This window comes from Reinekea sp. G2M2-21, from assembly GCF_015687175.1.
Taxonomy (GTDB): Bacteria; Pseudomonadota; Gammaproteobacteria; order Pseudomonadales; family Natronospirillaceae; genus Reinekea.
On sequence record NZ_JADPQG010000002.1, the window covers coordinates 695,062 to 717,287 of the forward strand.

The window sequence follows — 22,226 nt, forward strand, 5'->3', positions numbered from 1 at the left end:
GATTAAGAATTACCGTGCAAACTGTCAACCGTTAATAAAAGAAAAAACTGATCTCAGTCATACAGATTGCCCGCAATCCGTTGCAATTCCTTATATATCAAGCAGTTACTCCATTGCTGCTAAATCAATGCACTTTAAGCATTGACAGCTAAGACCTGTAAACGGTTACAATTCAAGCGATAAAACAAAAACAATGGACTCAAACCATGAAAACGCTTCTCGCCTGTTTGTTTTTATGTGCCTCAGTTGCTGTCGAGCCGTTGCAGTACTCTTTGGAATTCTTTGCTGATCCGGTACCGGGCTGGAGTAAAAACCGACTCGCAGGTCAGGTATTGCCTGGGAATAGCGGATTTCGAATCTATGACCTGCGACCGCAAGACGCACCGTTTGACGATGCCGAAACCTTCAAGGTGGATACCCCGTTAACTCTGCCGTATGGCGAAAAAAGAATCGCGTTGGATTTGGCTGTCGGCGATAGCATTAAGCCGCTTTGGGGTAACCGGTTAATGCAGTTTCAGGTTAATGGCCGGGAGCTGGATGTTGCCATTTCGGCAGAAGGTGTCGCCAGTTTTGAAAAAGAATTTGGTGACGATGGTAAAGGATTTGTGCCGGCCGTTTCCGGTCATTATGAGTTTGCGTTGGAAAAAGACTTAACCGATGTGCAGTTCCTATCGTTCATGACGGCCGGTGCCGGTGGCTACGACATGACAGTCAAAAATGTGGTGATCAGTGTGCAACCTGAAGAAGATTTACGCCCCCAACCGTACCTTCTGCGCTATAACCGGTTGGGTTACCTGAATGATCAGTCGCAGCCGGTGCTACTCGAGTGGCAAGCCGACCTGACCACCGATACTTTGCCGTTAACGGTGCGTCAGGCCAGTCATGAGGAAACTCAACTGGACCTGAAACGAGGCGCATTGAACAGCGATTCGGGTATGGAATTGACTGTGCTGGATCTGAAATTGCTGCAACCGGATTACACGACGTTGATCATTCCGGAGACTGTCAAGCGAACGAAACACACGTCCGCGTTGCTGCGCATTCGAGATTCGCTGAGCGAATACGAAAAAGCCCGAGATCAGGCCTTAGGCGCATTTCACTGGTTTGACATGCGCACCTATCCCGGTGCGCATGCGCAAGATCATAGCGCCAGGGTGTTTGGTACCAGCGAACGCAAAGATGTTTACGGTGGTTGGTACGATGCCGGTGACTACGGTCGCTACAGCGTTAACGGTGCCTGGTCCGTTTATTTGATGTTGCTCTCTTACGTCGCAGATCCTACCGCCTTTGATGTCGCCATTTCTCCACTACAGCGCACCGAACCTGCCCGCAAAGATGTTCTCGATTTGCTGGTGCCAGAGTTGAACTTTTTGGCGGCCATGCAACGTGACGACGGCGCTGTCTATCACAAAGTTAACCCACGGGACTGGCCCGCACTGACCGTGGCACCGGCGGATGACACTGATGAGAAATTCATTATGCCGATTTCGACCACCGCTACCGCCGACGTTGCTGCGGTGATGAACTTGGCGGCGTTCGTGTTCGGTCAAAGTGAATTGGTGGCAGATAAAAAACTAGCCGCGCATTATCGTTCCGTTGCACAAAAGGCCAGTGCTTTTCTCGACGCGAACCCGCAACGGATCATGATCGAAGATCGCTACGATGGTCATGAGTATGGCGGCCCTTATACCGATGCCAACGATGACGATGAGCGCTTGCTGGCGCGCGTGTCTCACAGTTGGCAAGGTAAAAGAGTGTCTCCGGACGACCAGGAACAATTGTTGGCTCTGGCCGCGCAACCGCGTTTTGGCGATGAAACCCCGGATTGGATGAACGTTCGTTTCCTGGCATTGTTTTCGGCCCTGATGCAACCGTCCGACGACTCCGAATTCTTTGAGCAATTGCTGGCGAGAGTTGAATCGCAGTTTGAGCCACTTCTTCAAGAACAGGTCCAAAACCCTTATGGGATTCTCTACGCCGGTCCCGGCAACGCGTTTAGTTGGGGCAGCAATGGCATCATCGCAACATTGGGTACGCAACTGCTGTGGTTGCATCGATTGACCGGCAATGAGCTTTATTGGCAGGCAGCGTATCGCTCCAGTCATTGGTTTTTCGGGTTGAACCCGCACGGAGTGATTTTCGCCACCGGTAACAGCCGCTTCCATATTCAGCGGCCACATTTCCGACCACTGGTGTCACAGGCGGCGCCACAACCCTTTGGCCTACTGGCTGGCGGACCAAATTCTGTTGAATTGAAAGGCGACACCGCAGCAGCGCCTCTGTTCAACAAAGCACCGATGCAGGTGTATATCGATCATCAGGACTCTTGGGCCACCAACGAAGTGGCCATCAACTGGCAGTCTGCGTGGGCAAGTTATCTCAGTTTGCTGACACAGCGCCAATAGAGGGATTTTCAAACAGCCGCTGTTTCGGCAGCGGTGTGATAACCAATTAAAAAGAAAAGAGACACTTTCTATGTTAAAACAATGCTTGATTACGGCAGGGCTGTTTGCATCCAGTGTATTTGCCAGTACCGATCTGACCTTGGTGCCCACTCATACCTTCAGTTACGAACGGAATTTCAATCCGTTCGATGCGACGGTTGGCTCGGGATACGCCACAGATTTCATATACGAACCGCTGTGGATATTCAACGTATGGCACCCTGAAAATGACTATCCGCGTTTAGCGGAATCGGTTGAATTGAGCCGGGATTTTCGCAGTGTAACTTACCAGTTGCGCAAAGGGGTGAAATGGTCCGATGGCAAAGCTTTCACGGCCAAAGATGTTGTCTTCACCGTTGAGTATGCGAAGGCGCACCCTGAGTATCCGATAAACATCGACCTGTACAATACGCAGAAGCAGACAGGTTTGGTGACGGATGTCGTGGCCAACAATGATTACAGCGTGACTTTTTTTCTGGCGCAGCCCAATGCCTTGGCCCATCAATCCATCGGTCGGTTGTATCCGCTGCCAAAACACATCTTTGACGACATTGCTGACCCACTGAATTACCCGAATAACAACCCGGTCGGTACCGGCCCTTTTTCAGAGGTCGACGCCTTTACCACGACCTACTTCAAAATTTGCCGAAATCCTTTTTATTACGATGCAGCTAATCTGCACATAGATTGTCTTCGATTCCCGCATTACTCCGGTAATGAACAATTGTGGGCCGCGGCGCGGCGCGGAAAAATTGACTGGATGGGTGAAGGCATTAACCAACCTGGCGAGCAATACACCGATCACCTGGATACAAACAAAGTTTGGTTGGCTCCGGGCGCAAACACTAATCTTCAATTCAATACCACAAAAGCGCCATTCAACGACGTGAAATTCCGCACAGCTTTGAGTATGGCGATCGACCGACAGCAACTCAGAGATGTCGATACCTTTGGCTTAACCAGCCCAACTTTGTGGCCAGTGGGGACCGGTCCATTGTATGCCTCGTGGTACGATGAGCAGGCTCTGCAGCCCTACAAAAAGCTTATGCAATACGATCCACAAGCGACCGAAACAGCGCTTGCCGAAGCTGGGTATGTTGACAATGATGGCGACGGTTGGCGCGACCAGCCGAATGGGCAGCCGCTGACGTTTAACGTGTCCGTACCCAGTGGTTGGACCGATTGGTATAACGCGGTGTTAACCATTGTGGAAAATTTCCGAGCGGTGGGTCTAGATGCGAATGTGGAAGCTATGGATGAAAATAAATGGTTTGGCCGTATCCCAACCGGTGAGTTTGATGTCTACGTGATGTGGACCAGTCCAGGCATTACGCCCTGGAAGGTGTATAACGACATGTTTTCCCCGAACAACATGGTAAAGGGCCGAGTATTGGATCAGGCGATGCATCAGTTTCAGTCGGAGTCCATCCAGCGTTGGCTAGCCGACTTCGCGCTGACCGATGATGTTGCACGTCAACATGCACTCATGACCAGCATCCAAAAAACAGTGGCAGACAACATGCCGGTGATCCCGTTGTTTGCCAATCCGATCTGGTATGAATACTCGACGCGGCGGTTTACGGGTTGGGTGACAGAGGATAATCCGTTTGTCCGCCCCCAGGTGCATAACGGTATTCCGGAACGATTGATCCATCTGTTGAATTTGCGTCCGATTGAACCCTAGTGGGTCATGCGGAAAATAAGGTGGCGAAATCGCTTCGCCCTCCTACCGAAGCATGCGTTGGAAAAGTTTGACAGAGCACCACTATGCCTTCACTTTTCCGCCTTGCCTTCGGCGCGATCAATATACGCTTTACTTACCTCATTTCACGCATGGACACTAGCCGCAACACGGGCGACCTGCGTGCTATTGCGTTAATAGGTCGCTTGCGGCGGTCGGCGATCGCCAATGCTCGGAAAAGTCCTTGGCGGAAACGGCTTGCCCCATCAGGAACCCCTGAATCAGGTCACAGTCAAATTCCAGTAATAACATGGCTTGTTCTGCGGTTTCCACACCCTCTGCCAGAACTTTAAGTCGCAGGCTGTGTGCCATACTGATGATGGCTTTCACTAATTCGCGGGAGTGGTCAGACGTGGTCATGTTGCTGACAAACGAACGGTCGATTTTTACCATATCGAACGGATAATCCTGCAGGTAACTCAGTGACGAATAACCGGTACCGAAGTCGTCCATGGAAATGGATATTCCTTGGTTATGCAAGCCGGTGAGCACATCGTTTACGGTTTCGTAGCCGCGTAATAACACCCCCTCGGTGACTTCGAACTCGAGATGGTGACCCGCCAATTGATGCGTGGCCATGCTTTGACTGACGACCTTCAGTACATCCTTATCCCGGAATTGGCGCGGCGACAGATTGATGGCGATACGAAACTCTGGGGTAAGCCTATTAACCCATTCGGCACACTGCGCAACAGCCTGCTCAATAACAAAATGACCGATGGCAATGATCTTGCCATTTTGTTCCGCAATAGGAATGAATTCTGCCGGAGACACCAAACCCAGTTCCGGAGAATGCCAACGCAACAGTGCTTCGGCACCGACTAATCTGCGTCCGCGCAGGTCAAATTGTGGCTGGTAATAGACTTCATACTCCTGGTTCTCCAGCGCTCGGACCATGCATTCTTCGATGCGCAGTCGCCGGCTCATGTTGGTATTCATATCTTTGGTGAAAAAAGAATACTGATTCTTGCCGTGCGCTTTGGAGTGGTACATCGCAGTGTCGGCATTGCGCAGCAGATCGGTCGCGGTTTCCCCATCGCCGGGGTAAATAGACACCCCCATGCTGGTAGCGATAAGCAGATCTCGGTTTTCACTCTGAATGGGTTGATGCAATTCAAAACTGATCTGTTTTACGGTTGTTAGCAGTTGCTGCGGTGAGTCGACCTGATTGAACAGGATGACAAACTCATCCCCCCCTAAACGGGCAACCGTATCCTTGTCACTGACACAGCGGGTCAGACGTTGCGCTGTTTCAATCAACACCTCATCGCCCGCCGTGTGGCCCAAGGTGTCATTGATTTTTTTAAAGTCATCAAGATCCAGAAATAGCACCGCAATCGACCCCTGGTCTCGTTTTGCCTCAGCCATCAGCTTTTCCAGCCGCGTTAAAGCAAGGTAGCGGTTAGGCAGATCGGTCAGCGCGTCATAGTGCGCCTGATGTAAAATCAGCAGCTCATTTTGTTTTTGTTGCGTCACATCGCGCACCACGATGACGACTTGATCGACATGCGGAACCGGTGCCATTCGGGCCTCAAAGTACAAGTCTTGTCCATCTTTCGGGAGCAGATAGTCGAACGTCACCACACGGTTGGTGGTCATGACCTTCGAGAAATTTTCGACAAATTGTTTGCCTATGTGTGCGGGCAGTACATCGGACATGCGCCTGTGAAGAAATTTTTCGGGTGGAATATAAAGGTTGTCCGCCGTCATAGAGCGATAGTCGATGATCGCTTCGTTCGCATCCAGCAAAAAATAGAGATCGGGTAGCAGCAAGAAGAGTGAGTCAAAAATCGAGTTTCTCTGGTTGACTTCGAATTGAGCATCTTTGCGTTGATTATCCAGCTGTACAATGTCTGCGGACATTTTGCGCACGGCGTCGGCTATCTCGCGCAGTTCACCGTGACCAGAAATATTAGGGTCAATTTCAGCACGTGACTTCGAAAACTCCTGCACCGATGCAATAATTTGTTGCGCTGGTCGTTGAATGAATTGACGGTATACCCAAAGAAAAATCAGTGTCACAAGCACGAAAACGGCGGCAAAATAAATGCTTTGTTGATAGGCCCTTCGGGTTATGAGAGCCAGATCTTCCTCGAGGTTATAGCGGGCAATGAGCACGCCATCACGGTCATCCACATTATTAATGTGCAGCGGAAGAGAAAAATACGCATTAATTAATAAGGTTTCTTCATTGAAGGCGACCTGTGCAATTTTAGTTCTTTTAAGGTCACTCAAATACTGTTTATCAAATGCATCGACATTTTGGAATTTGCGAATCAGTGGCGATTGAATACCGGTGATTTCCATCTGCCCGGTTACTAAGTTGACAATGAATATGGAGCGGTACTTTGTATTGACGCTTCGCGCCATCAAGCTGCTGGCCACTCTTTCTCTATCCTGTTTTTGCAGTAGCTGTTCAACTTCGCGTGCCAGAGTTGCCATGTCAAACTGCACCACTTCCAGCCGAGATGACACGAGTGCTTGCCGATCTTGCCGCCAGTCGAACAATAATGTGCCTGTTAATAACAAAAACATCAGAAACATGATGCCGAAGGGCAGCCAGAATTTAATTTTTATGGTCACTGTCGTTTTCATGGCGTTGCGTCTATGTGGCTGTGGTCGATGATCGGACGTGCCATGTGGTCGTTTCGCACCAGTCCCTGGTCTCGTAAAACCTCGGTTGTGTGATCAATCAGCCGTGACAGCGGTGACGGTTGTCCGCTCATCAAATTCTTGGCCTGCCATGCCGTTGGCAGCTCAATGCCTTCATAGGCGCGGTCCAATTCATCGATGGTTAAGCCGGTAAATTCTGCCAGAGTTGCATGCGCGAAGTTGTTATCACTGTTAATGCTGGCAACAGTTTGGTAATAGTCGGCGACCATCGCATTGATGGTGGTCGATAAGGCCGGGTAGGCGGATTCCGTGACGGCGAGAACATCCAATATTTCGTTCGGCATTTCCCGGCTGTCGAACAGTATATGCGCCCCCAGGTTCTGGATTTTCGATTTCATGGGCTCAAAGGTGACGATAGCGTCGGCTTCGTTGAAGCAAGTCAGGTGGTTCTGTAGGGGGCAATACATCAGTTCAATATCGTTTTCAGACAATTGTGCCGTTTCCATGGCCCTTCTCAAAACCAGTGCACTGACTGTGGAATTTTCAACGGCAACGGTACGGTTGCGCAAATCCGCCAATGACTCGACAAAGGGCTTGCCCAGAATCGCGTCGCCGCCCATGGAAATATCGAATATCAGCACAATTCGTAACTCGATACCGTCGTTCGCCAGGGTGATGACTTCATCGAGGGTTAAGGCGCCTGCCTCCAGGGTGCCGCTACGAATGCCGTGCATAACATCGGCTGATGACGCCATGGGAATCAGCTGAAAATCAGACGCTGAGGCGGGGTTGAGTACACTGCTCAGATATAGTGGCGCATAGCCTGGCCAGTTATTTAAACCCACCCGGAAAGGTGGCGCGTGTTCTGGTGCGCAACTGCTGGTGATGTACAGTACAAACACAACGGCAGCGAAAAGTCGCTGATTCAGCAGTGGCATGTGTGAATTCGTAGGGCGAAGCGTTGCGTTTTGGTGCATGCGCAGTTAACTTTAGGTAGTCGTTAACTGGCAGTATAGACAGCGCCTCACAATGTGCGAATGCCAAACGAACGCGCATAACAAGGGTTTCAATTTTTAGACGGCGTGCGCTAACTGCATGGTGTCATAGGGGGCTTGAATCGGATCAATGAAAAAATTATTGCTAATAGCTGCATTGGCGGTGATCGCCTATCAATTCATGCCTTCTCAAACCGTGACGCTGGGGCCGGGCGTGGTGGCTTCGCAGTTGCCAATGCAGCAACCATTGGCGAATGCAAAGCCCTTCAACCTGGGAGACTATCGGATTACCCCCTTGTCGGACTTTGATATTGAGGCAAAGCTTCTCGCAAAAAAACGCTACCGAACCGGTCGGGAAGCTGATTTGTCACCTTACGACCTGGCTTTGGGGTGGGGAAGGATGTCGGACGAAACCGTGTTGGCTAATATCGACATATCCCAATCGGGGCGTTGGTATCGTTGGTCGACTAAGGATTTTCCGATACCGCGACGAGAAATAGAGCAGTCCAGTGCCAACATGCATATGATTCCAGGTGATGAATACGTGCGGGCTCAACTCGACGATCTTGTCCCAGGGCAGCATATTCGGCTGTCGGGATTTCTGGTGCGGGTGGATGCATCCGACGGGTGGCATTGGCAGAGTTCTCTTACCCGCGACGATGTTGGCGATGGCGCTTGTGAACTGGTTTATGTGCGCAGCGTCACTTTGCTTTAGCGCTTTTAGGGTTGCTGGCTTTCCGGCAGTCGGTGAGCGGTCCAGGACACCAGAATTAAAATGGCCGTAATGGCGAGCAGCAGCCATGGGTACAGCGTCAGCGAGGTTTGCCCGGCGATCCAGCCGATAAGCCCGGGTAGCAGGGCAATTCCCAAGCTGGCACCGGTCACCTGTAACCCCATGGCATTATTGAAATGCTCAATACCGACCCGACGCAGGGTCGTCGACACCATGGCAGGATAAAGCGGTGCATAGGCAAATCCGATGATGATAATCGCGAGCAGGTTGATATAAACGTCAGAGCTGATGGCAAACAGGGTGGTGCCCAAAGCGGCAGAGATCAAACCGAATACAATCATCCGGGCAGGTGCAAACTTGTGCGCAATGGTACCCATAACCATACGGCCCACGGTAAACATTCCCCAGTAAATGCTAACCCATAGACCGGCTTGAGCTGTGCTGACACCACGATTTTCAGTGAGTAAGCTGAAGGTCCATAAACCGACAGAGTATTCCAGCCCGCAATAGAAAAAGAAGCTGGCCATTGCTAACCAAATGCGGATGTCTCTGATTGAATGCATCATGGAAGTGTCATGATGGTCAGCGGCATGCTTTTCCTGTTGCAGCGCGGCAGACGATTTTTTCCCAGCGAGCCAGATGCCGGCTGTCACGAAGAATAGGGCTGCCAGTGCTAACTGAAGACCGGCGTGAATGGTGTAGCCTAACTGCCAGGATAAATGCTGGGCCAGAATGAGCGTCATGACGACAGGGCCGATGGTAATGCCAACGCCAAAACTGGCGTGCAGCCATTGCATGAGCCGGTCGCCAAAGTTTTTCGCAACGTAGCCATTTACCGTCGCGTCTGTCGCACCAGCGGCAATACCAATGACGATGGCGCACAAGAGAATAAAGCCAAGGTTAGGCGCCAGCGCATAGCCGATTAACGCGACGCCGGTCAGGGTACAACTTAATGCTAGTAAGCGTCCAATCCCCAAATGCCGCCCCAGCCAACTACTGAAAAAACCACTTAATGCCGCCCCAAGTGTCCCCGACAGTACAATAAGTCCGCTGGCCTCCAGTGGTTGTCCAATTGCCGTACGCATGAACGGCCAGGCGAGACCGAGTAACGCATCCGGCAGACCCAGAGCGATGAACGCGATAAAACCGAGGATGAGCGTCAACGTACGGCGAGACATAAACTACCTTATACAACGGACGGGGATGAAAGCCCAAGTCAGGGGACGCAAAGGTTAACTCAAATCACAAGGGTGCGGAATTTTTTTCAAGTTTGGGCTCAAGCCTGTTTCAGTTTCCTCTATACTGACCGAGACGTTACCTGCAGCCATGAGTATTCGAATACCTAAATGGTTGTGGTTTTAAATGTGTTTTACTTAGGTTCTACTGATGAAGTTGATTTTGTCCCGGTATTTAATATTTGCTTGTATATCCGTGGGTTTTGCCTTTGCGAAACGTCGCATTCTTTATTGGCTGCTTTGCACGTTTATTGCCATTGCGCACAGCAGCCTTTATGCCGAAGAGCCGTTGGTGAAACTGGTAATTGCTTATGAAAACAAAACTCAGTTTCCATACTATTTGGGCGATTCTCAACATGTGTTAGATGAGCCCGGCGCTGCTGTGGATATCGTTCAGCTGTTGCCGAAACGAATTCCAGGCATCGAAATTGAATTAGTACGTTACCCCTGGAGCCGATGTTTAGCATTGTTGGCTGCCGGTCAGGTGGATGCCATTTTTAATGCATCTTATAGCGAAAGCAGAGCTGAATACGGCGTTTATCCGCATACCGATGACGACAAACTGGATGATACGCGTCGTTTGACCACTATCAGTTACAGTTGGTATGCGCTGAAGGGAAATGAGAATCAAACAGTTGAGAAAGTGGTTGCGCCACAAGGTTATTCTATTAACGAACAGATGCGAGCTCGCGGTTACACCTTATACGAAGCGGCGCAGTCGTCATCGGCTTTACGAATGTTGCAGGCAGGACACGTTAACCGCGCCGCCTTACAAACCGTTACCGGCGACTATTTGCTCGCCAATGACCGGACCTTTGACAATATTGTCCGGTTGGACCCCCCGTTAGTTATCAAGCCGTATTTTTTACTGTTTGGCCGTCGTTTTTACGAACAGCATCCGAACCTAACGGAAGCGATCTGGACGGAACTGGCGCAGTTGCGTGAAACGCAGTTGCCCGAACGTATTGAGCATTATCTGCAATCGGAAGGGCGTTAAACAACGGTTTATCATGCCGCGTAATCGTAAGGACCGCCTTTCGCCAGCCCCCGCTGGTAGGCTGGCAGTGCGTGAATCCGTCTGAGGTAGCCTTCAATATTCGGGTAGCGTCGATCGATTAGCCCTCGTGCTTGTGCGGCTTCCAGTGGAAAGCTCATTTGGAAGTCCGCTCCAGACAGCGCTTCACCGGCGAACCAAGTGTGTTGCGCCAGGTGCTGGTCAATAAAGGTGAGTAATCGTTTGACGTTGGGTTGAACAAAGGCACTGCCCACTTGCTGGCTAATGCTTTTAGCTATCGGTTTGGCAAAAAAAGGCATGGGACTGGTGCGAATTTTGTCGAGGACCAGTGAGAGCAACAATGGCGGCATCAGGCTGCCTTCAGCGAAATGTAACCAATACAAATATTGGCCGTGGGCTGGGGTTGTTTTATCCGGCACAAAGGCATGACCATAGCGACCCAGCAGATATTCGATAATTGCGCCCGACTCAGCCATGACGATCTCTCCGTCGGTAATCACCGGCGCCTTCCCCAGCGGATGTATCTGTTCCAGTTCAGCCGGGGCCAGCATTGTTTTTGGGTTCCGTTGGTAGTATTTAACCTCGTAATCGAGTCCTAGCTCTTCCAGCAGCCAAAGCAGCCGTTGCGAACGGGAATTATTCAAATGATGCAGAGTGATCATGGTGCGGGCTCCAATGATAAAGTTCGGGTAACCAGTGTCCTGAGTCGGAAGTTCGTATCGTTTCAGAGCTAATGGGAGGCGCTAGTACAAGGCGCTCTTTGTAGAGAATATCGCGATCTTTTCAAGAAGAGCAACGCCGTTATAGTGTTTTCCATTCGCTCTCTTCGGGCGCGACATTCAAGCTCTCTAGTGTCGTTCTGTCTCTTGCAAATGGAATAACCATTGACTGCGAGGCACGCCTAGCTATAAACCTTGAATGGCACGCTGCATTCATGCGAACTTCTGATTCAGGACACTAGCGACATTTGTACTGAAAAAGACAGGAATTGGATTCATTTGTGTTCATATCCCAGATATTTACCAGAAGGCTTGCTGAAATGGAACGAGATAGCCGAATCGTTTCTGGAAGTTGAGTGATGGCAGGTGTCAGCATCGGACAGTCTGAACAGCTGCATCAGCTGATACTTGATCTGAGTTCGATCTTCGCGTTTTGCGTCCTACCGTTTGTAATTGTCATGATTGAGGCTTAAGTTGCGATTGAGTAAGCTCACATTAGTCCCTGGTAAGTTGTTGATACTGGATAGTCTCAACGGCAAGCAAAATAAGCTGGGTCGGTGTGAATATTCGCTTTGTTTGCCATAAATCAACCATCAACTGCTTTATAGTCCCCATAACGGATCGACGATTCAACATCGATCTTTTTCATGCCAGCGACCTTGCCCTGAAACGAGAATAGATAGTGCGCGGGCAGGGTTTGCCCCAGAAAAGTGGCGAATTCGAATTGGATGGTCAGCCGAGCAATGGAAACCCCAAAGGAGGGCGAAAATTCGTCGATGCTGAAGATGCGCAATGACAGTAACCGCAGGGTTTGCGGGTCTACCTCGGCTTCGCCGCGCATAAAAGCCTGACTGTCTGCTGCGCTCATGTCTTTCAGGTAGGGTGCAAAGGTCAGCAGGATACGCGAATCGGTCACGTCTGCGACGGCAACGGTGCCGGGAGTAATCAGATCCGCAAAACGGTCTTCGCCCCGGCGTTCACTGGCCCGTTCACGTTCTTTCAAAAATTTGCTTTGTTCTTTGTCCGTGGGCGCGCGATCATCCACACTGATTAACTGCCATTGCGGCTCGCGTTTTGGCGTAAAGCTGGCAACCTGACGTTCGTTATCCTGATTGTTCGTGCTTTGGGAAAATGCAAATCGCTGGTGGGTGTCGAGCTCAGCCTCAGCCAACTGAGATTTCAGCAGCTGCTCCCAGTCGGTATCTTGGGCAGTGGTCCACGGTGTCGCGAATAAAAACAGTAAGGTGAACAGTGATTTCCGTATCATGGCTCATGTCTTCAGTTTGGTGGGAGATGGCTTTCAAGCGCGATACCATACGCGAATCTTGAAGGCAGAACTCATCCAAAAGTCACAAAGCGCAATGCGGTTAACGGAAATTGGCCATTAGTCATCCCAAAGGTTCCTGTTTTTTGTGACTTTTCCCTATTCCATGATCGTCAATGCTCTGTAAACTGAATCGGATCGCAGCCACTCGCATAGGATTTCAATGTGAATATACCAACGATGATTGTCGCTATTGTGTTCTTACTTATTGTGGGAACGTTGTTGATTCTGCAACAGGTCAAGGGGTTGCGACGAAAATCGACACCGTCTGAAGAAGAGCTTAAACTGCGCTCACATGTGGCTAATCTGGAACAGCGGGTCCGTACACTGGAACGGATTGCGACGGATAAATCGGCATCATTAAAAGAAGAAATCAACACGCTTTAGGAGTCACTCATGGAATGGATATGGTTTGTCGTCGCTATCGTGGGTATTACCACACTGGGCGACCTCGGGAAAAAATGGCTCGCACTGAAAGCGAAGGATACCAAGCCCGATACCGCGCAGGATCAACGCATCCGGCAGCTTGAAGAACGAGTGGCAACGCTTGAACGGATTGCCACGGATGAAAAAACACATTTAAAAAACACGATTGACGCGCTGTAAGGACAGGACATGGATGTATTCGTATTTGTAATCGCTATTGTGGGTATCGCGACTTTCGGTTCGATTGTCCGCGAAATTATCAAACAGAGTGAAAAAAAATCCGCTCAGCAAATGAATGCCGATGTTGATCAGCGTTTTCAAGCCATGGAAGACCGCATTCGTACGCTCGAACGAATTGTTACGGATCAGAAATCTCAATTAAGGGATAAGATCGATTCGTTGAATTAACGCTCGTTGCGTCAGCGAATTCTGCGTTATTGCCCTCCATTCTAGAAACGGCGGCCGAACGACCTTCGCGGCTGCCGACGCAAACATAAGCCAATTCAAGTTTAACTTATTGTTATTTTGATACTTCGCAGGTTCTTCACAAAGCCACTTTCTTTTCTTTCAGGTTAATTTTTTCCAATCATTCTCTGGCGTACTTTTTTTAGTCTTTCACCTTCTGCAACAACAAGGTAAGGCTTATGAGAAAGGTCATTTATTATATTGCGACGTCTGCGGATGGTTTCATTGCGGACCAGGACGGGGGTGTGGATAAGTTCTTGATGGAAGGTCCTCATGTCGATGACTTTCAACAGGAACTGCAGCAGTTTTCAGATGTGATCATGGGTGCGAATACGTATCGCTTTGGTTTTCAATATGGCATTCAACCTGGCCAGCCTGCATACCCAGGACTAAAACATTGGGTGGTCTCGACACATCTGAAATTTCCGTCGAGCCAGGAGGTTGTCTGCCTGTCGGACGATGTCCTCTCAACACTGCAGTCACGCAAAGAGTTAAACGGCCCTTCTATTTGGTTGTGCGGTGGCGGAGAGCTGGCGGGCTGGATGATGGCGCATGGACTGATCGACGAAGTGAAGCTGAAAGTGAACCCGTTCTTTCTGGGCCAGGGCATACCGCTATTCGGGCGCTCTTCCGCATTGCCAGCGCGAGCTACGCTTAAAACCTCGCGGCAATATTCCAATGGTGTGGCTATTCTGCATTACACTGTTGAGGCATCAGGATAACGTCGTTTATTGGACAGCGACCGGAGGGCGCATGGAGATCTGTCAATACAGGCCAGAAGGCCTGCTCAGGAATTGGATCCATTGCATTATCTTTTATCGAGGGTATTCGTCTGAATGTCCTGTGGAACGTGTTCTTCCCGGTAATTACAGCCAATTGGTGATCCCGCTGGATGATCAGGTGCGCCGGGTCAGACGGCATCAGCAGATCGGCGCCTGCGAATTCAGACAAGGTTGGCTCATGGGGATTCAAACCCACCCGGTTGATTATGAGTCCGAGCAAAACGCCACGACCGTCGTTGTGCAGTTTAACGCGTTGGCACTGAGTCCTCTTTGCCAACTGGCAAGCCATGAGTTGACGAACCAGATGATTGCGTTGGAGAGTCTGGGACCGACTTTCGTTCAATTACGGGAGCGACTCTGTCGCTTGTCTGAGGCCAAAGATATTTTGCAGTTTCTTGAATCATCATTGACTCAGTTGTTAGCCCGTTCGTCGCCAGATGATCGAGTTGTCCGTTATTTGCAAGCCGATCGTATGAGTGATTGTCTGTCTCTGCGAGACATATCAGAAGCCATGGGCTTTAGTCACAAACACTTCATTAACAAGTTTAAACAGGCCACTGGTATTACCCCAAAACTGTACCAACGTCTCATGCGCTTGAATCAGGCATTACTGGGGTTGGGTGGCGGCGAAGCACCGAGAGGTCTGACCGACTTCGGTGATTTTTTTGATCAGTCCCACGCGATCCACGAAATGAAATCCTTTACCGGGCTGACACCGCGCCAATTGCAGCAATCCCGCCGGCCTTACCCCAACGTCATTGAGTTATTTCATGACAGCGCGGAACTTTCTGAGGCGAAGTAACTGTTTACATTTTTCCGGTCGCCATCAGCCATTGCAGGCAATCCGCTAAAGGTTCTTTTACTGGGATCGAGGCGTTATAGCCCAATTCCTGTTGTGCTTTCGCACTGCTCACTTGCAGTTTGTCACTGACGATAAAGGCTTTTTCTGGGGTAACATCCGGTTCCTTTCCAGAGACGTTGGCCCAGAGCGCAGACAGCTGACCGACCAGTTGCAGCACCCAGGCGGGCATTGCTTTTGACGGCGTCGTTTCGCCAACCAACGCGCCGATTTCCCGAATGAATTGTACGAAGCTCATGTCGTCGCCCGACAAGATATAATTCTCGCCCCGGCGCCCTGTGTCGTAAGCACGAATATGCGCTTTGGCGACTTCCTTAATGTCGCAGAAACTGCCGACACCGGGTGGCACGCCAGGTAAGGTTTTGTTTTTAACCATTCGCATCATCTGCGACCAGTTGTGATAATCTGGTGCGCCAACGAGGTGACAGGGGTTGAGAATCACCGCATCGAGTTGACGGTGTTGGACGGCATCTCTGACCAACTTTTCAGACAAATGCTTAGTCCGGTAGTAATTGCAGAAAGACATTTCACCCAACTGCAATGAGGCTTCGGTGATGGTGTCCTCGTGAACGCCGTAGGCGGCAATACTGGACGTATGAATGAAGCGTTTGGCGTGTTTTTGCAGCGCGGTGGTAATGGCGTTTTCCGTTCCTGTTAGGTTGATCCGATCTTGTTGGGCGTTTTTCTTGCGCCACAGGCTGGTGTCCGCTGCCACGTGAAAAAAAGCATCAACCTTATCTGGGCAGCCCGCCAGCAGCGTTTCCAGTTGGGTGACATCGCCGTTGTGCCAATGGATATCCAGACCATCAAATTCAGCTGTGTTCGATGTTGCCCGCTTTAATGCGTGAACCTTCACGCCGGAAGCCGCCAGCTGACGAACGATGTTGGTACCCAGGAAGCCAGTGGCGCCGGTGACGAAGGCGGTTTTTAAAGTCGACATGTTTTTACGTTGCCCTTAACCCAAAACGTTGACTACCATCTAAGCATAAGCCTTCGGTGAAATCTAACCATCGATTGCAAAACTCTCGAGGAACGCGGAGTAAAGGATATGACTCAGACTTCTCCCGGTACGGTGCTGTTCGACATGGATGGCGTTCTGATTGACTCTCATCGCTGTGCGCACAAAATTTTAGCCAAGGTTGCCGCGACGTATGGAATTACGCTGTCCGTCGCCGATATTCGGGCCATGGGCAGCCTCAGTGGCGCGCAGTTTTGGCGAACCCTGAAACAATGCTATGGCTTGACCCCAACGGTGGAAGAGTTGCAGGCCAGCTACCCTGTGGCCGACGAAATTGCGCAGTATTCACAATTGGGACTCATGCCCGGTATAGAACAGCAACTGCAGCAACTGAAGAGTAAGGGCTATCAGCTGGGTCTGGTGACCAGTGCAACACGCGAACGGGTCGACGCCGTTCTAGCTCTGTTGACTGACGCTGACGTGTTCGAGGTGGTGATCAGCGCGGAAGATGTCAGTCGTCATAAACCCGAACCGCATTGCTATCATCTGGCACTGGAGCTCATGTCAGCTAGTTCGGCCCGCAGTGTGGCTGTTGAGGATTCCGCCAACGGTGCCATGGCGGCCTGTCTGGCCGGATGCAAAGTCATTGGTTTTAAGTCGCCGCAATGGGCGGACGACCCCTTCGCTGCGAACGCCTTTGTGGACGATTTTCGCAATCATGATTTATCAACCACAGTTGAGGTTGTCTTAAAGGCATGAGCCGAATTGATATTCTGTTTCAGATGACTCAAATCATTCGCAGCCGGCCCTACACTACCGCAGCGTATCTGTCTGACCGCTTAAACATTTCGGTGCGTTCGGTTTACCGTTATGTGAACGACCTGACGCTGGCAGGTGTACCCATCATCAGTCAAACAGGCAAGGGCTATTGGATCGACAAAGATTTCGATATGCCCCCATTGCATCTGTCCCCGGAAGAATTGTTGGCGTTGTCTTTAGGCAGCCGATTGGTTCAGGCTGTCGCGGACCCGTTTCTGGCAGACGCGGCACAGCAGTTGCTGGACAAGGTTGATGCCGTGGTACCTCATAACCACCGTAAATTGTTGTGGCAAACCCGAATTCACGCACCCGCCGCAATTATTGATGAGCCAACCGCTGCACGCCTGGGTTGCGTGCGACAAGCGGTTGAACAGAAGCAAAAGTTGAGCATTCATTATCTGGACGCTAATGACCGAACGTCTGAGCGCGTCATCTGGCCACTGGCGTTAGCTTTTTGGGGACAGGCCTGGACCATCGCTGCCTGGTGTGAGCAGCGCACTGCGTTCCGCGCTTTTCGAGTCGACCGCATTCGCCAGGCCGATCGTCTTGGCCAGGCATTTCCAGACCAGCCCGGAAGGACACTGGCTGATTTTGTTGAACAGCAGAAAGCTGGCTAAGCCGCAACGAAAGCGCCCTGAGAGCGGTCTGTTGATGCCCATTGAGTGCCCAATTGAGCGCTGACCCGCTCGATGTACAGTTTCAGATTCGGAAATTCTGCGGCGACATCGGTTAATTGAATTTTCAGTTCGCAATTCACTAATTGGCTGAGCACTGCCCAGATCGAGCAATCGTAATGGGTCATCTGCTGCCCGCAAACGAAGGGCTGCTCAGTCAGACGCTGGCTCAGTGCGCTCAGGTCGGCGCGGGCGCGCTCCAGGATAAACGATTCGGGCAACCGGCCCAGCCCCTGGCCATAGAGTGCGTTCCTGGCTTGCTTACGGGCCTTGCTCACAATGAACGGCCGTACCGGAAACGGGATTTGACCGAAAAAAGCGTCTCGCAAAATCGGCCAGGCGCGGTTGTCCATCCAGCGAAAATAAACCATCGCCCAGTACAGGTGGTCTTCCGTTAAACGCTGAAATGCGTGACCGATCGCCATGTCCAAACCTTCGGGATAACGGATGTTCTTATCTTGGATCAGACGGTCGATAATCAGGCTCGAATCGCCCAGCCGTTCAGCGTTGTAGTCGACAAAAGGCACCTTATTGAATGGTCCCTGAAACGGCAGACCTTCCTGAATGGTAAATGGAATTTCCTGCCAGCGCAGAAACGCCTCCAGCTTTAAGCAATAAGGACTGGCATTGGGCAGGCCAAACATCGGTTTTGGTTGGAACAGGGTAATCATATGCGCTCTCCTTGGTTGATTTGGCGAAAGCATACCAACAGGCTACTGCCAACAGGCTGGCAGTAAGTCGTGACAGAGGTTGATAGTTCTTTCAAAAACCGAATGTACTCAATTAGCCGTTAGCGAAATTTCTGCGTGAAGAATCAAAAGGGTCTGAGGATTCAGGCTTAGCCATTAACAATCCCAGCCCGAATCGTCGGACCGGCTCGGCCCTTGACGGCGAAAGTTTCCCAGTGAAACCAAGTCACTGAATGATGCAAACGCTGAAGATAAAAACTAAATACGCTTAAGTAAGTGCCATTCGGGCTGCCCTCTTTGAACGAAAAAACTTCCGAAAGATTATTTCGTTAAGAACTACAAACAAACGTTCAGATCTGACGGGTTCTTCACAACAAAGAATGCCGATATTGACAGCCGAAATTGGCAGAGTTATTTAGGTGCGGGGCCGGACGAACCCCGGACCACCAACTCCGGTTGGAAATGTTGGAATATCTTGCCGGTTTTCTCGCCGAGTCGACTCAGCGCCAGATTCGCGGCTTGTTGACCGAATTGGGCTACCGGGATATTCACCGTCGTTAGGCCCGGCTCAGTGTAGCGCGCCATCACCATGTCGTCGTAGCCCACCACACTGACATCATCAGGCACCGACAGTCCGTGCATTTTCAGCGCGTTCATGGCACCGATGGCCATATGGTCGTTTTGTGCGACCACACCTGTGAAGCGCATATTACGACGGCGTAACCGCTCTATGGATGCCTTACCACCGGCTTCCTGGTAGTCCGACTCAATGACCAATCGCTCATCGTATTCCATACCTGCTTGCTCAATGGCGCGGCGATACCCTGCCAAGCGAGAACGCGCATCGGCTTTAAACAGCGGACCGGTAATGCAGGCAATGTTGGTGTGACCCAGCTCGATAAGATGTTGCGTGGCCAGATAACCGCCCATGTCGTTATCCAGTGAAATACATTGGTCCGGCAGTTCCGGAATGAGGCGGTTCATCAGAATGATCGGGATATTCGCGGTGTCGCTGAGTTTTATGATGTCTTCATCGGGGATGGAGTCGAGATGCAACAGTAGTGCATCGACGCGGCGTTGCATCAGGAATTCGATGGCATCCTGCTCACTGTCGAGGGTGTCATGGCCACTGGTGATGATGAGATGCTTGCCGAGTTTGCGCACTTCATCTTCCGCGGCACGCATCATATCTCCGAAAAAGGGACCACCAAGATCACTGACCACCATACCGACCGTATCAGATTTGTTCGTGGCTAACGCTTTGGCAAAGGAGTTAGGTTGATAACCCAGTTCTTTCATGGCGGCGAGAACTTTTTCGCGCGTCGAATCTGACACCCATTTGTTGCCATTCACGACTCGACTGACCGTCGCCACTGAGACATTTGCGTGTTTTGAGACTTCGCGGATAGTTGCCATAGCAGTCAGGATCTAAGAATAGAGGTTTAATGTAACCGGTTACAGTGAGCTTGCCAAGCACATTTTAGGGTTTTATCGGACGAAAGTCCCCTTCAAAGTCAAAAAGTGGCGCAGATATCTGATGGTTGTTTCAGGTTTTTGCGGCGTGTTGCGGTGCTGTTTCAGATACGGCGCCCGCTGGACCGTTATCTGTGGCCGGCGGGCGATCCGGCGAGGTTACAGAATTTTAAAACGCGAGACTTTTTCTGCTAAGGTTGAGGCTTCGTCTGCCAACTGGTGGCTGCCAGCTTGCATGGCTTGCGCCGACTGTTGTGTCTGTTCGGCGAGGTTAGACACCTGCAGCACATTGTTATTGATTTCATTGACGGTAGCCGCTTGCTCTTCGGATGCGGTGGCAATCAGGTGGCTGAGGTCCTGTACCTCCTCCATGATCCCGGTAAAGCCCGCAATGGTGGTGTCGGCGCGTTGCGTACTTTCGAGACTTTTCGCCACTAGTTCACTGCTTTGCTGCATGACACTGACAGCGCTGGATGATTCTTTCAACATGGTGTCGGTCATCTGCTGGATTTCCAGCGTCGATGCCTGTGTGCGACTGGCCAGCGCGCGGACTTCATCGGCAACCACCGCAAATCCACGCCCCTGTTCTCCAGCGCGTGCTGCTTCAATAGCCGCATTCAGTGCCAGCAAGTTGGTTTGTTCGGCGATTCCGCCAATGGTGGTAAGAATCGATTCAATCCCCTGAACGCCATTATTCAATGAATGAATAACATTCTGTGCTTCCGCCGTTTGTACACTCACTTGCTCCACCAGTGTGCGGCATTCGCCAACTTCCTGCCGACCTTGCCCGGCAACTTTTCCGGCGTCGTTAACTTTCTTCAGTGTGTCACTGGCGTGCTGGGCCACCTCATGTGCCGTGGCGGACATTTCGGTGAGTGCGGTGGCCACCATGTCCAGCTCGTTTTTCTGCCCAGCGACAAACGACAGCGTGTTTTCAGACTGTTTACTGACGGTATCGACACTGTCGTTAATCTGGACCTGTGCCTGCCCAATACCACTAACGATATCGCGCAGACCGTCACTGACGTCGGTCACGGCAGTCTGAATGCGGCCAAACTCATCAGCTTTGGCTTGTTCGTGCGTCGAATGCAGTTCGCCGAGTGCGAGTTTGTGCAGTGGTCGCTGGATTTTTGCGATAGCCGTCTTGAAGTAGCGAGTCAGATAAACCGAAATCGCCAACACAAAGCTCAACGCAATTAACCCGCTGACCAGACCAACCCATATCTGTGTTTTTAAGGCTGTCTTGGTGGTGCTGGCTGACCGTTGCAAGTCATCAAAACTTAACCGAACAATCGCGTCTGTGGTATCAAGAATGGCCGTCATTTGTTCACGGAAAGTCTGCAGAGCTTGGGTTTGCTGTTGCGCCAAACCCACCTGCGTTTGCTTTATGGTGACCAGTCCGTTGGTGTAGTCGTTGGTATCGGTGTTGTATTCACCTTGCGCCGTGATTTTAATCTGCGAGTTGGTGGCACTGAAGGTTTTCAGGAAATCCCGGTACAGGGCTGGGTCGTCGCCCGCCATACTGGGGAGCATGCCAAAAAAGGAATCGAAATCCTGTATCCAACCGGAAAGCTCAGTTTGCAATTCATCTACGCGTTGTGGGTCATTGGCCGACTTCAGCTTTTCAATGATCAACATGCCGTAGTTGGCTGAGGCCGCCAGTTCCTGAATCAAACTGATGACGTAGTCGTCTGTTAATTCGTAAACGAAATCACCGATCAATGGCGTCAGGATATTTTCTGCTTCGCTTAAGGTTTGACTGGCGGAATTGAATTTTGAAATGGTACTGATCAACTCGGTTTGCTGGGTCGACAAGGTATCGATGCCGGAACCGATTGCCGTGATTTGACCATCCAATGTTTGCAACAGTTGCCGTACTTTCGTGGCCAGAGGTTCACTGATGTCAACCGTTTGCATGCGTGTAATTTCATTCAGAATATCACTGGCTAACGATTGGTAGCTTTGCTGCTCAGCCGCAAAATCAGCGTTCGATTTCGATTCCAGAATGGCGAGCACCACCGGTTCCAGTTTCTGCACATCCGAGGCCAGGTTTGCCGCCGAGGAAAATATCGGCAATGCCTCATCGGTCATGCGCGTCAACAGAGACTGAGTACGCTGTGCATCGAAGTAGCTTTTCCCCACGTTGGCAAAAAATATCAGCGCAATGACGCTGAACGCGAGGGTGATTTTAAACACCATGCTTTGACTCAGGCGAGTCGGGATTTGAGCGGTCACTGTGATTTTTCTCCAAAAACAGCGTCT

Annotated in this window: 20 protein-coding genes; 11 read left to right on the forward strand and 9 right to left on the reverse strand. The window is 50.8% G+C overall.

The genetic code is table 11. The annotated features are described in order from the left end of the window. Positions 1-206: 206 nt before the first annotated feature. Together IYN85_RS11735 and IYN85_RS11740 are read left to right on the forward strand one after the other, a co-directional pair. A complete protein-coding gene (locus tag IYN85_RS11735; RefSeq protein ID WP_196159069.1) occupies positions 207-2,405 on the forward strand; it encodes a glycoside hydrolase family 9 protein in 2,199 nt (732 codons plus the stop codon). A 70-nt stretch (positions 2,406-2,475) separates the two neighbouring features. Beyond that, entirely contained in the window at positions 2,476-4,128 is a 1,653-nt protein-coding gene (locus tag IYN85_RS11740; protein ID WP_196159070.1) for an ABC transporter substrate-binding protein, read from the forward strand. Positions 4,129-4,311: 183 nt separating this feature from the next. Here IYN85_RS11740 and IYN85_RS11745 read toward each other — a convergent pair whose 3' ends face one another. Together IYN85_RS11745 and IYN85_RS11750 are read right to left on the reverse strand one after the other, a co-directional pair. Continuing rightward, the gene (locus IYN85_RS11745) at positions 4,312-6,780 is read right to left on the reverse strand and encodes a bifunctional diguanylate cyclase/phosphodiesterase (RefSeq protein ID WP_196159071.1); all 2,469 of its coding nucleotides are present in this window, start codon (positions 6,778-6,780) and stop codon (positions 4,312-4,314) included. Further along, positions 6,777-7,736: an ABC transporter substrate-binding protein gene (locus IYN85_RS11750; RefSeq protein WP_196159072.1), complete on the reverse strand. Its 960-nt coding sequence runs from the start codon at positions 7,734-7,736 to the stop codon at positions 6,777-6,779. Before IYN85_RS11750 ends, IYN85_RS11745 begins: the two co-directional genes overlap by 4 nt. Positions 7,737-7,923: 187 nt before the next feature. Here IYN85_RS11750 and IYN85_RS11755 point away from each other — a divergent pair, with 187 nt between their 5' ends. Further along, positions 7,924-8,508 carry a hypothetical protein gene (locus IYN85_RS11755; RefSeq protein ID WP_196159073.1) on the forward strand — a complete coding sequence of 195 codons (585 nt, stop codon included), beginning with the start codon at positions 7,924-7,926 and terminating at the stop codon, positions 8,506-8,508. Between the two features lie 5 nt (positions 8,509-8,513). Here the strand turns inward: IYN85_RS11755 and IYN85_RS11760 are convergent, their stop codons facing one another. Then, positions 8,514-9,704, reverse strand: coding sequence for a sugar MFS transporter (locus tag IYN85_RS11760; RefSeq protein ID WP_196159074.1), 1,191 nt, complete (start codon positions 9,702-9,704; stop codon positions 8,514-8,516). Between the two features lie 208 nt (positions 9,705-9,912). Between IYN85_RS11760 and IYN85_RS11765 the strand changes: the two genes are divergently transcribed. Next, positions 9,913-10,758 (forward strand): ABC transporter substrate-binding protein, encoded by an 846-nt coding sequence (locus tag IYN85_RS11765; protein ID WP_196159075.1) that lies wholly within the window; start codon positions 9,913-9,915, stop codon positions 10,756-10,758. Between the two features lie 11 nt (positions 10,759-10,769). On the opposite strand, the gene IYN85_RS11770 is transcribed toward IYN85_RS11765, so the two are convergent. Together IYN85_RS11770 and IYN85_RS11775 are read right to left on the reverse strand one after the other, a co-directional pair. Further along, on the reverse strand, positions 10,770-11,438 hold the full coding sequence (locus IYN85_RS11770; protein WP_196159076.1) for a glutathione S-transferase: 669 nt from the start codon (positions 11,436-11,438) through the stop codon (positions 10,770-10,772). Positions 11,439-12,081: 643 nt separating this feature from the next. After that, a complete protein-coding gene (locus IYN85_RS11775; RefSeq protein WP_196159077.1) occupies positions 12,082-12,762 on the reverse strand; it encodes a hypothetical protein in 681 nt (226 codons plus the stop codon). A gap of 222 nt (positions 12,763-12,984) precedes the next feature. Between IYN85_RS11775 and IYN85_RS11780 the strand changes: the two genes are divergently transcribed. The 5 genes from IYN85_RS11780 (at position 12,985) to IYN85_RS26380 (ending at position 15,294) form a co-directional block, all read left to right on the forward strand. Continuing rightward, positions 12,985-13,206 carry a hypothetical protein gene (locus tag IYN85_RS11780; protein ID WP_196159078.1) on the forward strand — a complete coding sequence of 74 codons (222 nt, stop codon included), beginning with the start codon at positions 12,985-12,987 and terminating at the stop codon, positions 13,204-13,206. A 9-nt stretch (positions 13,207-13,215) separates the two neighbouring features. Next, positions 13,216-13,425, forward strand: a complete 210-nt coding sequence (locus IYN85_RS11785) for a hypothetical protein (RefSeq protein ID WP_196159079.1) — start codon at positions 13,216-13,218, stop codon at positions 13,423-13,425. A gap of 9 nt (positions 13,426-13,434) precedes the next feature. Continuing rightward, positions 13,435-13,653 (forward strand): hypothetical protein, encoded by a 219-nt coding sequence (locus tag IYN85_RS11790; protein WP_196159080.1) that lies wholly within the window; start codon positions 13,435-13,437, stop codon positions 13,651-13,653. 236 nt (positions 13,654-13,889) lie between these two features. After that, positions 13,890-14,432, forward strand: coding sequence for a dihydrofolate reductase family protein (locus tag IYN85_RS11795; protein WP_196159081.1), 543 nt, complete (start codon positions 13,890-13,892; stop codon positions 14,430-14,432). A 31-nt stretch (positions 14,433-14,463) separates the two neighbouring features. After that, positions 14,464-15,294, forward strand: coding sequence for a helix-turn-helix domain-containing protein (locus IYN85_RS26380; protein WP_370592191.1), 831 nt, complete (start codon positions 14,464-14,466; stop codon positions 15,292-15,294). Between the two features lie 4 nt (positions 15,295-15,298). Here IYN85_RS26380 and IYN85_RS11805 read toward each other — a convergent pair whose 3' ends face one another. After that, a complete protein-coding gene (locus tag IYN85_RS11805) occupies positions 15,299-16,291 on the reverse strand; it encodes an SDR family oxidoreductase (RefSeq protein WP_196159083.1) in 993 nt (330 codons plus the stop codon). Between the two features lie 108 nt (positions 16,292-16,399). Here IYN85_RS11805 and IYN85_RS11810 point away from each other — a divergent pair, with 108 nt between their 5' ends. After that, complete coding sequence (locus tag IYN85_RS11810; RefSeq protein WP_196159084.1) at positions 16,400-17,068, forward strand: HAD family phosphatase; 669 nt, start codon at positions 16,400-16,402, stop codon at positions 17,066-17,068. Continuing rightward, on the forward strand, positions 17,065-17,745 hold the full coding sequence (locus IYN85_RS11815) for a YafY family protein (protein WP_196159085.1): 681 nt from the start codon (positions 17,065-17,067) through the stop codon (positions 17,743-17,745). Before IYN85_RS11810 ends, IYN85_RS11815 begins: the two co-directional genes overlap by 4 nt. Here the strand turns inward: IYN85_RS11815 and IYN85_RS11820 are convergent. The 3 genes from IYN85_RS11820 to IYN85_RS26385 all read right to left on the reverse strand — a co-directional run bounded on the left by IYN85_RS11820 (position 17,742) and on the right by IYN85_RS26385 (position 22,199). Continuing rightward, positions 17,742-18,473 (reverse strand): glutathione S-transferase family protein, encoded by a 732-nt coding sequence (locus IYN85_RS11820; protein ID WP_196159086.1) that lies wholly within the window; start codon positions 18,471-18,473, stop codon positions 17,742-17,744. The genes IYN85_RS11815 and IYN85_RS11820 overlap by 4 nt on opposite strands. Positions 18,474-18,902: 429 nt before the next feature. After that, positions 18,903-19,907 carry a LacI family DNA-binding transcriptional regulator gene (locus tag IYN85_RS11825; protein WP_196159087.1) on the reverse strand — a complete coding sequence of 335 codons (1,005 nt, stop codon included), beginning with the start codon at positions 19,905-19,907 and terminating at the stop codon, positions 18,903-18,905. A gap of 216 nt (positions 19,908-20,123) precedes the next feature. Continuing rightward, positions 20,124-22,199, reverse strand: a complete 2,076-nt coding sequence (locus IYN85_RS26385; RefSeq protein WP_196159088.1) for a methyl-accepting chemotaxis protein — start codon at positions 22,197-22,199, stop codon at positions 20,124-20,126. Positions 22,200-22,226: the final 27 nt, after the last annotated feature.